Genomic DNA, 14,622 nt, shown 5'->3' with positions numbered 1-14,622 from the left:
ATCGCGCCAACCTAGAACCACCGTCCGCCCGAGGCAAGCGCTTTTGCACCCCGTCTCGACGGAGGGTGTCACGCGGGGACCGTGGTGGTACGTCTTCCCTGACATGACGACGACAGAGGTCTTCGAAGCCCACCGACCACTCCTGAACGGGGTCGCCTACCGCATCCTCGGCACCGCCGCCGATGCCGAGGACGTGGTCCAGGAGGCGTGGCTGCGCTGGTCCGGGGTGCCCGGGGACGAGGTGGACAACCCCCGCGCCTACCTGGTCACGGTGGTCTCCCGGCTGTCCATCGACCGGCTGCGCAGGGCCAGTGCCCAGCGCGAGTCGTACGTGGGCGAGTGGCTGCCCGAGCCGGTCAGCGACCTGCCCGACGCCGCCGAACGCGCCGAGATCGCGGACTCGGTGGAGTTCGCGCTCATGGTGGTGCTGGAGACCCTCAGCCCCCTGGAACGGGCCGTGTTCGTCCTGCACGAAGCGTTCCAGCTGCCCTACGCGCAGATCGCCGAGGTCATCGGCCGGAGCGAGGAGGCCGCCCGCCAGCTGGCCCGGCGTGCCCGGGACCACGTGCGGGAGCGCCGCCCCCGGTTCGAGGCCGACCGGGCCAAGCGCAGGCGCATGACCGAACGCTTCCTTCGGGCGTGTCTGGAGGGCGACCTGGACGGACTCAAGGGGATGCTCGCCGACGACGCCACGATGGTCAGCGACAGCGGTGGCAAGGCCCGCGCCCCGCTTCGGGTGCTGCACGGCTCCCGGAAGGTGGGCCGGTTCCTCACCGCGGTCTCCGAGGAGCGCAACGTCGCGCGCTTCCTGAGGTCGGTGGGCGCGGACACCATGGCGGAGCTGGGCACGGAGGTCACCGAGGTGAACGGCGGGCCGGCCGCGATGGTGACCGCGCAGGGCAGCCCGGTGCTCCTGCTGGCCTTGGACGTCTTCGAGGACCGGGTCCAGCACGTGTACCTGATGGCCAACCCGGACAAGATGTCACGTCTGCGGGTGACCGATCCGTCCTAGGTGCATGGACATCACCGTTGTGGGCGGTGGCCTCGCCGGTCTGACCGCGGCCATCGCCAGCGCCGAACTCGGCGCGAACGTCACCCTGCTGGAATCCCACCGGACCCTGGGCGGGCGGGCCCGGTCCACCGAACCGCCGTACGTGGCCAACGACGGCCCGCACGTGCTGTACTCCGACTCCGCTCCCTACGCGTGGCTGCGCCGACGCGGCCTGATCCCACCCGCCAGGCCCCTGCCCGCGCGGGCCGCCGTGGGGGTGCGCTGGCGCTACCGGGGCGAGCTCGGCGGACCTCCCGCGGCCGTCATCCGGGCCGCCGCGCACAGGAGGCTGCGTGCCCCGCACGACCGGGACTTCGGATCGTGGGCCGAGGAGAGGCTGGGCGCCGAGTCCGCGCGGGCGGCGGGCAACATGACGGGGGTGGCCCTCTTCGACGCGGAACCCGCCCGGTTGTCGGCGTCCTTCGTCTGGGAGCGGTTCCGGCGGGTGACCCGCCCGGCATGGCCCTCGCCCCGGTACGTGGTGGGCGGCTGGACCGCACTGGTGGACCACCTGGCGCGGCGGGCCCGGGAGGCCGGGGTCCGGATCGAGCTGGGGACCAGGGTCGAGGGCCGACCCGAGGGGACCGCCATCGTGGCCACGTCCCTCGACTCGGCGCGGGCCCTGCTCGGTGACGCCTCCCTGACCTGGGAGAGCGGCCACACGCTCATGGTGGATCTGGGCGTGGAGCGCCGCGCCGGGGACCCGTTCCTGGTGTTCGACTCCGACGAGTGCGGGTTCCTGGAGCGCTACAGCGTCGTCGACCCCACCCTCGCCCCGGCCGGGGAGGACCTCGTCCAGGCCCAGCTGCCCATCCGTCCCGGCGAGTCGCGCGCGGAGGCCACCGAACGCCTGGAGGGGCTGCTCGACACCGGCGTGAAGGGCTGGCGGGGCCGACTGACCTGGCGCCGCGACCAGGTGGCCCGCGGCCGCACCGGCGCGCTGGACCTGCCGGGCACCACGTGGCGGGACCGGCCCGCCATCGACCGCGGCGAGGGCCTCCATCTGGCCGGGGACGCGGTGGCCGCGCCGGGGCTGCTGGGCGAGGTGGCACTCACCAGCGCCGTCCGCGCCGCCGAGCTGGCCACCGGCCGGAGCACGTCCCGCCGGATCAGATCGGGACGTGGCTGACGGCCTCCACGTTGTTGCCGTCCGGGTCGCGGACGAAGGCGCCGTAGTAGTGCTCGTGGTACTCGGGCCAGAGCCTGGGTTCGTGCAGCACCTCGGCACCGGTCTCGACCGCCGCCGCGAAGAAGGAGTCGACCGTCGCCCGGCCCGGCGCGAGGAAGGCGATGTGCGACTCCCTCGCCGGGCCCTCGGTCTCGCTGGGGGCGATCCAGAACTGGGGGTGCTCGGTGCCGTAGCCGATCACCGGCCCGTACTGGAGCATGCGCCCGTGGCCCAGAGTGGCGAGGACGGCGTCGTAGAAGGCGGCGCTGGCTTCGGGATCAGCGACCTGGATACCGAGGTGATCGAGCATGCCCCGAGTGTGACACGCACCATCGGGATCTCCGGGGAGGCCGGGGCCCGGGTCACCGAGCTCCCCTTTCCATCAGGCTCGTTCGTACTGGCTCACCGCGAACGGGCCCTGGCTGAGAACAACGGCGAGCCGGCCGGGAGGCCCGCTGTGCCGGGGATCAGGCGACCCAGCGGTAGAGGTGCTCGGGGCGGCCCGCCGATCCGTAGCGCATGCGGAGTTCGGCGCGGCCGTCGGCGCACAGGTGCTCCAGGTACCTGCGCGCCGTCACCCGGGAGACCCCGGAGCGTTCGGCGACGTCCGAGGCGGAGACCTCGCCCTCCGCCTCGCGCAGCACGCCCGCGACCAGGTCGACGGTGGCGGCGGTCAGGCCCTTGGGCAGGGAGCGGGCGGCGGGCGGGCGGAGCAGCCCGAACAACCGGTCCACGTCGTGCTGCGTGGCCTGCCGCTCCCCCTCCATCTGACGGCGCGCCACCGCGTAGCGTTCGAGCTGGTCGCGCAGGGCGCTGAGCGGGAACGGCTTGAGCAGGTAGTGCACCGCCCCGCCGTGCAGGGCGGCGCGGACCTGGGCGATGTCGCGGACGGCGGTGATCATCAGGAAGTCCGGCTGCGGGGCGTCCTGGGCGGCGGCCGAACGCAGGGTGTGCATCACCGATATGCCCGAGGCGTCCGGAAGGTGGAGGTCGAGCAGGACGAGGTCGGGCCGGTGACCGCGCACCTGGGCCAGCGCCGCGGCCGCCGTGTGCGCCACCCCGACCACGGTGAACTCGGGCACCGACTCCACCAGCTCCTGGTGGTTGCGGGCCACCCGGACGTCGTCGTCGACGACCAGCACGCGGATCACCGGGCCACCGCCGCCGTGACCACCGGTAGGCAGGCGGTGAACACCGCGCCCTCCTCGGCGTCGGGTGCCTCCATCTCGATGCTTCCCCCTCTGCTCTCACACACCTGTTTGACCAGTGCCAACCCCAGGCCGCGGGTGCCTCCGTCGCGGGAGGCCTTGGTGGTGAACCCGTACCGGAAGATCTCCTCCGCCAGCTCGTCGGACACCCCCTGCCCGGAGTCGGTCACCCGGATCTCCAGGAGGTCGTGCGGCAACCCGGTGTCGGCCACCGTGTGCAGGCGCACCATCAGCTCCACCCACCCGTTCGGGGTGACCGCGTCCAGGGCATTGTCCACCAGGTTGCCCAGGGTCAGGAGCGCGTCCGAGCGCAGGTCCCCCTTGAGGGAGACGGGGACGCTGGTCATCGGGGAGAGCCGCAGGTCCACGCCGAGCTCCGAGGCCTGCGCGGACTTGGCCAGCGTGAGCGCCGCGAGCGCGGGGTCGCGGACGTGTTCGGCGACGCCGCTGGAGGTACGGGTGTGGGTCGCGGCGAGGTCGGCCAGGTAGGCCCTGGCCTCGTCGTGGGCGCCCAGCTCCAGCATCCCGGCCACGGTGTGCACCCGGTTGGCGAACTCGTGGGTCTGGGCGCGCAGCCCCCTGGTGACGGTCCGCGCCCCGTCCAGCTCGCCGGTGAGCCGGTCCACCTCGGTGCGGTCCCGGAGGGTGACCACGGCCCCGGCCTCCTCGCCCCGGATGCGCACCGGCATCCGGTTGGCGACCAGCACGCGGTCACCGGAGAGCAGGATGAGGTCGTCCCCGGGGTCGGCTCCGGAGACGATGTCGCGGGCCCGTTCGGACAGGCCGAGCTCGTCGAGGCGGCGCCCCTCCACACCCCTGGGCAGCCCGAGCATGGTGCGGGCGGGCGGGTTGACCAGGAGGATCCGATCGTCGCGGTCCACCGCGAGCACCCCCTCGCGCACGGCGTACAACAGGGCCTCCCGGCTCTCCAGCAGCGCCGTGATGTCGGCCGGTTCCAGGCCGTGGGTCTTGGCGCGGACCTGCCGGGACAGCACCCACGAACCGCCCACGCCCAGGACCAGCACGAGCGCGGTGGCGGCGAGGATGACCGGGATCGAGGCGCGCGCGTCGGTGGTGGCGCTGGAGTCCAGGATGCCCAGGGACACGTATCCGACGATCTCCCCCTGCGCGTCGCCGCCGTTCACCGAGCCCCCGCCGGAGAACACGGGGATCTTCGCGCGCACCGTGCGGCCCTGGGTTCCGTCCTGCACGCCCGTCCACTCGGTGCCGCGTACGACGGGGCCGGGCGGGGTGGAGACGGTCTCACCTATCCGACTCTTGTCCGGGTGGGTGTGCCGGGTCCCGTCGGGTGAGGCGATGACCAGGTAGTCCGCCCCGGTGGCGGAGGAGATGCGGTCGGCCAGGGGGTCGAGGTCCTCGGCCGGGTCGGCCGTTTGGAGCCCCTCGACGACCTCGGGCAGGACCGCGACGGAGCGGGCCACGGTGAGCACCCGTTCGGCGTACTGGCGGTCGGTCTCGCGGTCGAGGTGGATCGCCCAGAGGGAGCCGAGGACCGCGAGGGCCACCGCCAGAAGACAGACATATCCGATGAAAAGGGACCCGGTGAGCGTGAGTCGACCGGGTGCGGGATGTGGGTTCATGAGCACTCCAGTGGCCGGGGTGGGCTCTCCCGGCCGGTGAACGCGCAGGTCGGCGTCGCGCGGTCAGCTTCTCAGACACGCTTCACGAACAATACGACCAATATGACTCCAGTTTTAACAAAGACCTCACATGGGCGTGCCCACGGTCACACTGTGGTCTGGATCTCCCCTGCGTCCGCGCACAGGGAGACGTGCACGGACACTCAGGAAGGAGAGGACGATGCGCGATCGTGGCGTGCCGCTCCGCGTGGCAGGAGGGCTCTGTGCCCTCCTCCTCGTCGGGACGGCACTGTACGACGTACGTCAGAGCGCCGCGTCCGGCGACGGGGCCCAGGAGAAGGTGCTGCTCATCGCACCGGCCGGCCCCGGCGGCGGCTGGGACACGCTGGCCCGTGAGATGCAGAACGGCATGCGCGAGGAGGACCTGCGGTTCAACGTCGAGGTCCGCAACGCCGAGGGCGCGGGCGGCACCATCGGGCTGGCCCAGACCGTGGGCCGAGACGGCCAGGACAACGTGCTGACCATGACCGGACTGGGCATGGTGGGCGCGGTGGAGACGACCGGGTCGCTCTACACGATGGAGGACGCGACCCCCATCGCCCAGCTTGCGTCGGAGTACCTCGCGATCGTCGTTCCGCAGGACTCCCCCTACGAGACCATCGACGACCTCGCCGAGGACTGGAACGAGAAGTCCGGGACCCTGCCCGTGGCGGGCGGTTCCATGGGCGGCGTCGACCAGATCTTCGCCGCGCAGGTCGCTCAGTCCATGGGGATCTCGCCCGGCGAGATCAACTACCTCCCCTACTCCGGCGGCGGCGAGACCCTGACCTCGCTGCTCTCCGGCACGTCGAAGGTCGGCTTCGGCACCCTGGGCGACTTCAGCGACCAGATCGAGGACGACGGCCCGCTGCGCGCGCTCGCCGTCTCCTCCCCCGAACGCCTGGACGGCGTGGACATCCCCACCATGATCGAGCTCGGCTACGACCTCGAGATGTCGAACTGGCGCGGGGTGATCGCTCCTCCCGGCCTCTCCGAGGAGGAGGCCGACGAGCTGGAGGCGCTGGTGCGTGAGCTGCTGGCCACCGAGTCGTGGGCGGACACGCTGGAGCGCAACCGGTGGACCGACACCTACCAGGGCCGCGCCGAGTTCGAGGAGTTCCTCGACGAGGAGGTCGCCCTGACCCAGGAGACCGTGAAGGAGCTGGGACTGTGACGTCCGACGACACCCGCGTCAGCGCCGGGTCGGCCGAGACCGCCGGTACGGGCGGGACCGACGAGGCCCCGGTGGTCGAGGCCGCCGAGGACCCCCGGGCCGACGTGGACCAGACGACCGGGACCGACGGGGCCGAGTCGCCCGACCCGGAGACCTCCGTCTGGCGCGGCCCGACCGCTTGGGTGATCCCCGCCCTGGTCGCGCTCCTGGGCGCCGTCGCACTGTGGGGCGGCCTCACCATCGAGGCACCGCCCAACGCCACGCGGCCCGGCCCGGGTGCCTTCCCCGGCACCGTGGGCGTGCTGCTGCTGGTCACCGCCGTGTGCATGACCGTGATCAACCTCCGGAACCGGAACACGGGCGACGGCACCGCCACCCTGGGATGGTTCGAGAGCCGCCCGGTCCTGCTGGTGTTGGCGGGTCTGGTGGTGCACGTGGCACTGCTGGAGTTCGTGGGCTGGCTGCTCGCCGGTGCCCTGCTGTTCTGGATCGTGGCCTACGCCTTCGGCGCCCGCGCCTACCTGCGTGACGCGATCGTGGCGCTGTCGATGTCCGCGGCGGTCCAGGTCGGCTTCTCGCTCGGCCTCGGGCTCAGCCTGCCGGGCGGCTTCCTGGAGATGGTGCTCTGATGGACACTCTGATCAACCTCGCGGACGGGTTGGCCGCGGCGCTGACCCCCCAGAACCTCATGTGGGCCTTCCTCGGCGTGCTGCTCGGCACCGCCGTGGGCGTCCTGCCGGGCATGGGTTCGGCCATGGCCGTGGCCCTGCTGCTTCCCGTCACCTTCCGCCTCGACCCCACCAGCGCGTTCATCCTGTTCGCCGGTGTGTACTACGGCGGCATGTTCGGCGGTGCCACCACCTCGATCCTGCTCAACACCCCGGGTCAGGCGTCGTCGATCGCCACCACCTACGAGGGCCACAAGATGGCGCTCAAGGGGCGGGCCGCCCAGGCACTGGGCACGGCCGTGATCGGCTCGTTCGTGGCGAGCGTCATCGGCACGCTGGTCGTGGCGCTGTTCGCCCCGGTGATGGTGGCGTTCGCGCTCAACTTCGGCCCCGGCGAGTACTTCGCGCTGACGGTCTTCTCGTTCGTCGCGGTGGCCGCGGTCGTGTCGGGCTCGGTGGTGCGCGGCATCGCCTCGCTGCTCATCGGTCTGGCAATCGGCTTCGTGGGGATCGACGGGCAGAGCGGAGCCGCCCGGTTCGACTTCGGTTCCTCCAGCATGCTGGACGGGATCGACATCGTGATCGTCACCGTGGGCCTGCTCGCCCTCGGTGAGGTGCTCTACATCGCGGCGCGCGGGAAGTCCGCGCCGAACTTCGCGGCGATCCGCACCGGCCGTCCGTGGCTGGGCCGCAAGGACCTGCGCCGCTCCTGGAAGCCGTGGCTGCGCGGCACCGCGATGGGCAGCGCCTTCGGGCCGATCCCCGGCAGCGGCGCCGAGATCCCGACCTTCCTGTCCCTGGGCCTGGAGCGCAAGCTCGCCGAGCGCCGTGAGCGCCGGACCGGGGAGAAGAGCGAGTTCGGCCAGGGCGCGATCGAGGGTGTGGCCGGCCCGGAGTCGGCCAACAACTCCAGCGCGGCGGGCACGATGGTTCCGCTGCTGGGGCTGGGCCTGCCGACGTCGGCGACGGCCGCGATCATGCTGGCCGCCTTCCAGCAGTACGGGCTCCAGCCGGGCCCGGTGCTGTTCGAGCGCAACGCCGACCTGGTGTGGACCCTGCTGGCCTCGCTGCTGATCGGCAGCGTGCTGCTGCTGGTGATCAACCTGCCGTTCGCGCCGCTGTGGGCGAAGCTGCTGAAGCTGCCCAAGCCGTACCTGTACGCGGGCATCACGCTGTTCTCGGTGCTGGCGGTGTACGCCATCAACACCTCGGTGACACACCTGGTGATGCTGCTGGCCATCGCCCTGCTCGGACTGGGGATGCGGACCTTCGGGGTCCCCGTCGCCCCCGCGCTGATCGGCGTGGTGCTGGGCCCGATCGCGGAGACCGAGTTCCGCCGCGCGTTGGCCGCCTCCTCGGGCGACCCGGCGATCCTGGTCAGCAGCGGCATCTCGATCGGGCTGTACGTCATGGTCCTGATCGCCGCCCTGGTGCCGCTGATCTCCCTGGTGCGCCGCCGCGCCGCGGCCCGCAGGGTCGAGGTCAAGGAGACCGCGGACCAGGCCTGACCTCCTCTCGGGCCTGAGCCCCCCGTTTCCCAGCGGCCCCCGGACATCCGCTCCGGGGGCCGCTCCCGTGTCCGGGAGGGGTCGGGCCGAGGCGGGACGGGACGGGCCGCCGGAAGTGGCCACTCGCGGACACCCGGAGCAGGAGCGCCCTCACGGAGCGCTGTCCCCGGCTATCCTCGGGGGGCTCCGAAGCCATCGCCCCCTGGCCCGGGCCCGAGAGGAAGACTCCCCCCTTGCCCCCATCCCGCCGACGCGGCCGGAGCCTGCTCAGCCCGAGCGGCTTCGCGTTCGTCGTCCTGTGCTTCTTCCTTCCCTTCGTCACCCTGTCCTGCGAGAGCGGCATGGGGGACCTGTACGTCACCTACACCGGCCTCGACCTGGCTCTGGACCGCGCCCCGACCGTCGAGGGCAGTGCCGCCTCCCTGGCGTCGCCGGAGGCGTTCCGAGCCGGGGCCATGACGCTGCTCCTGGTCTCGCTCGTGCTGTCCGGGGTCGGGTTCCTGGTCACCCTTCTGGTGGGCCACCGACCCACCCAGATGCTGCTGGGCCTGGTCCTCGCCGTCCTCGCGCTCGGCGCCCTGACCACCGACCTCTCACTGCTCTACCAGGAGCACAACGGCGGCCCCCGTTCCGACGCCCTGGGGTTGGCCACCACACAGAGCTCCATCGGTGTCGGGCTCTGGGCCACTTTCGGGTTGCTGGCCTTCCTCGTGCTGTTCCACCTGTTCGGTTTCGTCGGATCCCTGCGTGAGCGCGGCGTCCGACCCCCGCCGGGGTCATAGGTGACGGAGCCCCGGCCGCAGCCGGGGCTCCGTCACCTCAGCCCTCGCGGCCCTGCTCCACCGCCTCGTACAGGGCGCGGATGTTGCCGCTGCCGAAGGTGGTGGCTCCCAGACGTTCGATCACCTCGAAGAACACCGTGTTCCGGGGGTGGGTGGACCGGGCGAAGATCTGGAAGAGCTGGCCGTCGTGGTCCTCGTCCACGAGGATGTCCAGCTCGCGAAGCTCCTCCACGGAGTGCCTGCGCAGGTCGAGCCGCTCGCCCAACAGCCGGTAGTAGGCGTCGGGAGTGGCCAGGAACGCCACCCCGCGTTCCTGGAGCCCTCCCACCGTGGTCACCGCGTCGGCGGTGCTCAGCGCGATGTGCTGGACCCCGGGACCGCCGTGGTCGCGCACGAAGTCGTCGATGTGGCCCGGATCGAGGTCCTGGTCGGGTTCGATCAGGGTGAGGGTGGCGTCTCCCCCTGCGGAGCGGACGATGCGGGAGACCATCGCCTGCGAACCGACGACGATGCGCTCCTCGAAGATCAGCTCGAAGCCCAGGACGCTCCGGTAGTAATCGACCGTCGGGTCGAGCCGCCCGGGTTCCAGACACACCGCCAGGTGGTCGATGGTGAGCAGCCCGAGGTCGGCCGCGCCCCCGGTCACCGGGGACAGACCGGGCAGGCGGCGAACGTCGGTGCCGGGCGGGCGTTCGACGAAGGTGTGTGTGACGTCCCCGAACCCCCCGACGGTGGCCGTGACCACTCCGTCCCGTTCGGTGGGGGCGGCCACCGACTCCGCACCCCGGGAGACCGCGAGGTCGTGGGCGGCCCGGGCGTCCTCGGCGGTGAGGGCGATGTCGGCGACCCCGTCCCCGTGCGCGCGGACGTAGTCGGCCACGGGGTGGTCGTCGGTGAGGGCCTGGGTGAACACCATTCTGATGTCACCGGTGCCCACCATGGTGGACCGCTCGGTGCCGTTCTGGACGCTCTCGGCCAGGGTCCCCATCCCGTACCCGTCGCGCATACGCAGGGCGGCCTTCTCGGCGTCCGCCGTGTGGATTCTGAGGTGGTCGACCGTCAACCCGTGCAGGGCCGTCATGGACTCTCCCCTGGAAGTCGGTGATCCGCGCGCTGGACGCGCCACTGGAGTCCCGAGACTATGCAGCGCCCCTCCACCGGAGAAGGCACCCTGAGTATCCGGAGTACTACCCAAGGCAACAGCTCGCAGGTCACTCGCTCATGCCTGTTGTCGAAGTGACACAGGGGGTTACCGGAGACGTTGCGCAAACCGGGTGTCCCGGTGGCCCGGTCTCCGCGGCCCGGAGCGTTCCCGGCGGTCCCGGCCCTCCTACCGCTCCTGCTGTCCCGTGGCGGTGGGGCCGCTCCCGATGCACACACCCGGACCGGCCCACGAACCGTTGGCAGCAAGACGTCAACAATGCGAAGCACATCCACGCCCCATGCTCGTGGAACGGGACAGAAGGACGTGCGAGCGATCGGTGGGGAACGTTGGACATCAGGTACCTGGCTTACTGCGTCGCGAACCCTCGGTACTACGACTCTCCCCAGCAGGCAGCGGAGGATTCGTCCCAAGAGGGGTACGCCACCGTGGTCGAACCGGCGCCCGGGTGGCGAAGCCGGACTCGGGGGCAGTGGACCTACCTGCGCCCCCCTCAGGAGGAACTCCCGGAACAGGGCTGGAAGATCCACGTCTCGGCCACACTGGGCAACGCCCGTGAGGTGCTTCGCGTGACCTCGGCCTACTGCACCGCTCGCTCCCTCCCACACAAGTACCTCTCCACACCCGCCGTCCTCCTCACGAGCAACACGAAGTACGCGCCGAGGGCGTCAAGCGGAAAGTTCATCACCATCTACCCCGGGGACGCCGACCAGCTCCACCGCACCCTGGGCGACCTCGACGCGGAGCTCGGAGGGCTTGAGGGGCCCTACATCCTCAGCGACCTGCGCTGGAACGAGGGCCCTCTCTACGTGCGGTACGGGGGCTTCACTCCCATGTTCACGCACACCGCCGAGGGCACGAGGGCCCCCGCGATCAGGCATCCTGAAGGCCACCTCGTGCCCGACCACCGTGAACCGCGCTTCCTGGTACCGGAATGGGTCGACGTCCCGGACTTCCTCTCCGTGTCGGCCGAACGCCGTGTCAGCGGTGAGGGTGCCGAGCGGTTCCCCTACGAAGTCGAGAACCCGATCCACTTCTCCAATGGCGGGGGCGTGTACAGGGTTCGCCGACGCACGGACGGGCGCCCCCTCATCCTGAAGGAGGGGCGGCCGCACGCAGGGCTGGACCGATCCGGCAGGGACGCCCCCACACGGCTGTCGGCCGAGGCCAGGGCGCTGGACGCTCTGGAGGGGATCAGCGGCGTGCCGCAGGTGGAGGGGCAGCACGAGTTCGGCGGCCACTCCTTCCTCGCAATGGAGCAGATGCCGGGGATCCCGTTGAACTCCTGGCTCGCCCTCCACTACCCGTTCACCACGGCCGACCCGCGGGGCCCGGAGTCCGTCGACTACTTGGATTCGGTCCAGCGCATCATGACGCAGGTCAGACGCATCCTCGGGGACATACACGAACGCGGATACCTGTTCCGGGACCTGCACGCGGGCAACATCCTCGTGGACGACGACCTGCGCGTCTCCGTCATCGATTTCGAACTGTCCCTCCCCGTGGCCGAGGACGTCCCACGCACTCTCGGCGCTCCGGGGTTCACACCGCCCCGGGACACACTCGGAGTGGCCGGGGACCTGTTCTCGCTCGCGGCCGTACAGCTCTTCCTCCTCTTTCCCATGAACAGCGTCCTCTCCCTGTGCCCGGAGAAGGCCGCTGCCTACATGGACGAGGCCGTCCGACGCTTCGGTGTGTCACGGGACGACTTCCGGCGCATGGAGCCCCTCGTCGACACCGGGGTCGCCCCATCGGGACTACGTGCGCCCGACGGCGCGGACCTCCCCAGGGGCGCACGGGACGACTGGAGCAGGTTCACCCAGGCGTTGGTGCGCTCCATCCGGGCCTCGTCCTCACCCGAGCGTTCCGATCGGTTGTTCCCCGGTGACATCTCCCAGTTCGACCACGGCGGTCACGGGTTCGCCTTCGGGGCCGCAGGAGTGCTGGACACGCTTCGGACGGCAGGGGAGAAGGCGCTCCCGGAACACACCGACTGGCTCGTCGAACGTACTCGCCTGGACCACCGTGACTCGGTCGGTCTGTACGACGGCCGCGCGGGAATCGCCCACGTTCTCCACCGTGGCGGGGACACCGAGGCCGCGCGGAACGTCTTCTCCACCTGTCTGGACACGTCGGTCAGCGGCATCAAACTGTTCGACGGCCTGTCGGGGGTCGGGCTCACCGCGCTGGATCTGTACCGGCACACGAGCGACGCCGAGTACGCGGCCTACGCCGAACGCGCGGCGCACGCCGTGGCACGTGCGGTGAGCTCCCGCGTCTTCACCACCGACACCGGGACGAGGGCCGTTCCCGGGACCGGGTCGCCCGCACCGAACAACTCGGCCGCGAGCTTCTACGGAGGCCTGCTCTACGGATGGTCCGGTCCGGCCCTGTTCCTGACCCGGGTGTACGAGGTCACCGGGGAGGAGGCGTGCCTGGACGCCGCGGTCGAGGCGCTGCATCTGGACCTCGACATGTGCGTCGGGGCCCCCGGGGAGCCGTTGCGGCTCCGTAACGGTGGAAGGCTCCTGCCGTACCTGGCGACCGGCAGCGCGGGCATAGCCCTGGTCTGCGACGCGGTCCTGAGGCATCGCCCGGACGACCGACTGTCGGACGCGCTGCCGCGGCTCACCACGGCGATCGCCACGGAGTTCTGCGTCGGTTCGGGCCTGTTCAACGGCCGGGCCGGACTCGTGTACACCCTCCACCACCTGGCCCACAGACGGGAGCGGGTCGGCTCCGGCACGCAGTTGGACGAGGGCGTCGCCGCTCTGGGCCTGCACGCCATGGCCGACGAGCACGGCATCACGTTTCCGGGCGAGCAGAACCTGCGCGCCTCCCATGACGTGGCCACGGGGTCAGCGGGAGTCCTGCGTCTGGCCAACCTCCTAGCCGGGCGCACGGACGAGGTGCTTCCGTTCCTCTCCCCCAGTTCCTGGGGGAGAGGAACGGTCACAGACTTGGCGACCGCCAAGGAACACACGATTACAAAGAGGTGAAAGATGTCGGAATTCGTTCTCAACCTTCAGGGCATGGGTGGCGAGCAGGCCTCTGACGGCACTATGGCCAGCGATTACACCACGGTTCTGTGTGGCAGCAGCTGGGCCAGCATCACCTGCTGAGACCAGGAGGCCACGTGACGCTCGGGACGCGGTGAGGATCCACTGATCCCTCGCCTCGCGAACGTCTCCCCGTCTCCCGCGCCCTGAGGGCGCGGGAGACGGTTTCGCGCGCACCAGTGAGAAGGCGGGAACCTGCAATGACTCGATCGACCAGGGTGAACCTACGGACCATGGGTCGCCACCTACGGCATCACAGAGTCGCACTGCTCGGTGTCGCCGCTCTCTCACTGCTGGTCTCGGGGGCGACCCTCGCCCAGCCCATGCTGGTTCGGAACGTGCTCGACACCGTCAGCGGAGAGGGACCGGTGGGGGCGTCCGTCGTCGCGCTGGTCGTCATGGTGGCGCTCGTGGCCGCACTCACAGCGGTCCGCGGGTACTTTCTGGAACGCCTCTCCGAGCACTTCGTCCTACGGCTGCGCCAGCGGCTGACCAACCACATGCTGCGGCTGCCGGTACGCGACTACGACCAGCGCAGTTCGGCGGACATGCTCTCCCGGGTCACGACCGACACCATCGTGGTGCGCTCGATCGTCGGTGCGGGCTTCGTGGAACTCCTGTCCGCTTCGGTCATCATCGTCGGCGCCGGGGTCGCGATGGGCATGACCGACGGGTTCCTGTTCACCGTCACGTTCGCCTGTCTCGGAACCGGGCTCACCGTGACCGTCCTGGGGGCGAGGCGGCTCCGCCCCCTCACCGAAAGGACACAGCAACGCCTGGGCCGACTCGCGACCGCCGTCGAGCGTGCGCTGACCGGGGTGCGGACGGTGCGGGCCCTCCGCGCGGAAGCCGACGAGACACGCAGAATCGGACATCGGGCCGAAGAGGTGTACAGGGCGGGGCTGCGCGTCGCGTTCTGGCGTGCGATCGTGGCCCCGGCGTCCAACGTCACCGTCCAGGGAACGTTCCTGTTGATCCTGGCCGTGGGGGGCACGCGGGTGGCCGAGGGCGCGATGACCGTGGGAGAACTGATCTCCTTCACGCTCTTCCTCTTCTTCATGATGATGCCGCTGGGTCAGGTGTTCAACGCCTACGTTCAGTTGCAGGCGGGCATGGGGGCGCTCCAGCGTGTCGAGGACGTGCTGGGGCTCCCGTTGGAGGAGACGGACGACGCCCACCGCGCCACGCCCCCTCCCCAGCCC

At 70.9% G+C, this 14,622-nt stretch carries 12 protein-coding genes; 8 read left to right on the top strand and 4 right to left on the bottom strand.

Annotated features, from left to right (window positions below):
* The first annotated feature begins 103 nt into the window (after window positions 1-103).
* Window positions 104-1,012 carry an RNA polymerase sigma factor SigJ gene (gene sigJ / locus ADX84_RS18160; protein WP_049576286.1) on the top strand — a complete coding sequence of 303 codons (909 nt, stop codon included), beginning with the start codon at window positions 104-106 and terminating at the stop codon, window positions 1,010-1,012.
* A gap of 4 nt (window positions 1,013-1,016) precedes the next feature.
* Window positions 1,017-2,180 (top strand): NAD(P)-binding protein, encoded by a 1,164-nt coding sequence (locus ADX84_RS18155; RefSeq protein WP_049576283.1) that lies wholly within the window; start codon window positions 1,017-1,019, stop codon window positions 2,178-2,180.
* Here the strand turns inward: ADX84_RS18155 and ADX84_RS18150 are convergent.
* The 3 genes from ADX84_RS18150 to ADX84_RS18140 all read right to left on the bottom strand — a co-directional run bounded on the left by ADX84_RS18150 (window position 2,161) and on the right by ADX84_RS18140 (window position 5,028).
* The gene (locus ADX84_RS18150; RefSeq protein WP_049576280.1) at window positions 2,161-2,529 is read right to left on the bottom strand and encodes a VOC family protein; all 369 of its coding nucleotides are present in this window, start codon (window positions 2,527-2,529) and stop codon (window positions 2,161-2,163) included. The genes ADX84_RS18155 and ADX84_RS18150 overlap by 20 nt on opposite strands.
* A gap of 157 nt (window positions 2,530-2,686) precedes the next feature.
* On the bottom strand, window positions 2,687-3,370 hold the full coding sequence (locus tag ADX84_RS18145) for a response regulator (RefSeq protein ID WP_049576276.1): 684 nt from the start codon (window positions 3,368-3,370) through the stop codon (window positions 2,687-2,689).
* Window positions 3,367-5,028 (bottom strand): sensor histidine kinase, encoded by a 1,662-nt coding sequence (locus tag ADX84_RS18140; protein WP_049576273.1) that lies wholly within the window; start codon window positions 5,026-5,028, stop codon window positions 3,367-3,369. Before ADX84_RS18140 ends, ADX84_RS18145 begins: the two co-directional genes overlap by 4 nt.
* Before the next feature lie 220 nt (window positions 5,029-5,248).
* Here ADX84_RS18140 and ADX84_RS18135 point away from each other — a divergent pair, with 220 nt between their 5' ends.
* The 4 genes from ADX84_RS18135 to ADX84_RS18120 all read left to right on the top strand — a co-directional run bounded on the left by ADX84_RS18135 (window position 5,249) and on the right by ADX84_RS18120 (window position 9,199).
* Window positions 5,249-6,241 (top strand): tripartite tricarboxylate transporter substrate binding protein, encoded by a 993-nt coding sequence (locus ADX84_RS18135; protein ID WP_049576269.1) that lies wholly within the window; start codon window positions 5,249-5,251, stop codon window positions 6,239-6,241.
* Window positions 6,238-6,870: a tripartite tricarboxylate transporter TctB family protein gene (locus tag ADX84_RS18130; protein ID WP_156208125.1), complete on the top strand. Its 633-nt coding sequence runs from the start codon at window positions 6,238-6,240 to the stop codon at window positions 6,868-6,870. The genes ADX84_RS18135 and ADX84_RS18130 overlap by 4 nt, the downstream gene beginning before the upstream one ends.
* Complete coding sequence (locus ADX84_RS18125; protein ID WP_049576266.1) at window positions 6,870-8,417, top strand: tripartite tricarboxylate transporter permease; 1,548 nt, start codon at window positions 6,870-6,872, stop codon at window positions 8,415-8,417. The genes ADX84_RS18130 and ADX84_RS18125 overlap by 1 nt, the downstream gene beginning before the upstream one ends.
* Before the next feature lie 233 nt (window positions 8,418-8,650).
* The gene (locus ADX84_RS18120) at window positions 8,651-9,199 is read left to right on the top strand and encodes a hypothetical protein (RefSeq protein WP_049576263.1); all 549 of its coding nucleotides are present in this window, start codon (window positions 8,651-8,653) and stop codon (window positions 9,197-9,199) included.
* Between the two features lie 37 nt (window positions 9,200-9,236).
* Here the strand turns inward: ADX84_RS18120 and hppD are convergent, their stop codons facing one another.
* The gene (hppD, locus tag ADX84_RS18115) at window positions 9,237-10,280 is read right to left on the bottom strand and encodes a 4-hydroxyphenylpyruvate dioxygenase (protein ID WP_049576258.1); all 1,044 of its coding nucleotides are present in this window, start codon (window positions 10,278-10,280) and stop codon (window positions 9,237-9,239) included.
* Window positions 10,281-10,420: 140 nt separating this feature from the next.
* On the opposite strand from hppD, the gene lanKC reads away from it, so the two are divergent.
* Both lanKC and ADX84_RS18105 read left to right on the top strand, forming a co-directional pair.
* On the top strand, window positions 10,421-13,360 hold the full coding sequence (gene lanKC, locus ADX84_RS18110; protein WP_082206587.1) for a class III lanthionine synthetase LanKC: 2,940 nt from the start codon (window positions 10,421-10,423) through the stop codon (window positions 13,358-13,360).
* Between the two features lie 293 nt (window positions 13,361-13,653).
* On the top strand, window positions 13,654-14,622 hold a 969-nt coding region (locus tag ADX84_RS18105), incomplete at its 3' end, for an ABC transporter ATP-binding protein (RefSeq protein WP_049576249.1).

It is taken from the genome of Nocardiopsis sp. SBT366 (assembly GCF_001083815.1).
In the GTDB taxonomy this organism is placed as follows: domain Bacteria; phylum Actinomycetota; class Actinomycetes; order Streptosporangiales; family Streptosporangiaceae; genus Nocardiopsis; species Nocardiopsis prasina.
This window is presented reverse-complemented; position numbering and strand designations above follow the sequence as displayed.